The organism is Pseudomonas kielensis (genome assembly GCF_014236655.1).
In the GTDB taxonomy this organism is placed as follows: Bacteria; Pseudomonadota; Gammaproteobacteria; order Pseudomonadales; family Pseudomonadaceae; genus Aquipseudomonas; species Aquipseudomonas kielensis.
Genome location: NZ_JACMYG010000110.1, coordinates 1 through 402, shown reverse-complemented (window position 1 = coordinate 402; position 402 = coordinate 1). Strand labels below are relative to the sequence as shown.

Annotated in this window: 2 protein-coding genes; both read left to right on the top strand. The window is 57.5% G+C overall.

Annotated features, from left to right (window positions below; genetic code table 11):
* On the top strand, positions 1-211 hold a 211-nt coding region (locus H7995_RS28375; protein WP_206684776.1), incomplete at its 5' end, for a hypothetical protein.
* 3 nt (positions 212-214) lie between these two features.
* Positions 215-402: PAAR domain-containing protein (locus H7995_RS28370; protein WP_483312757.1), on the top strand; the 188-nt coding region annotated here is incomplete at its 3' end.

Below are 402 nucleotides of genomic sequence, written 5' to 3'. Positions count from 1 at the left end.
TCGCGCCCATCGTTCTCACTGGCGTGACAAGAGTAAGGCAGCCAAAAAACACCCAAGGATCTGGATCATAAACATGAAAGCCGCACTGCCCCTGTTGTACACGGACGATGTCTCCCTAGAGCTTCTCCAAACGCTGGAAAAAACCACCCGTTATCGAGCAGCCGCTTGCCGCTTTCAACAAGCCAGCCAGCTACCTTCGAGCGGGGGCTGAATCATGATCCGAGCCAGCGTCAACGGTATAAGACAAGGTCTGCACGGTGATCTGACCACCACCGGCGCGGTGTGTATCAGCAGCCTGCCCAATGCGACACAAGGCGGCCGGGGCGTCCTGCGGCTCGGGGATAAAACCACACCTTGTCCGCTGTGCGGAGAAATCGGCGTAATCGTTGAAAGCCAGCCTGC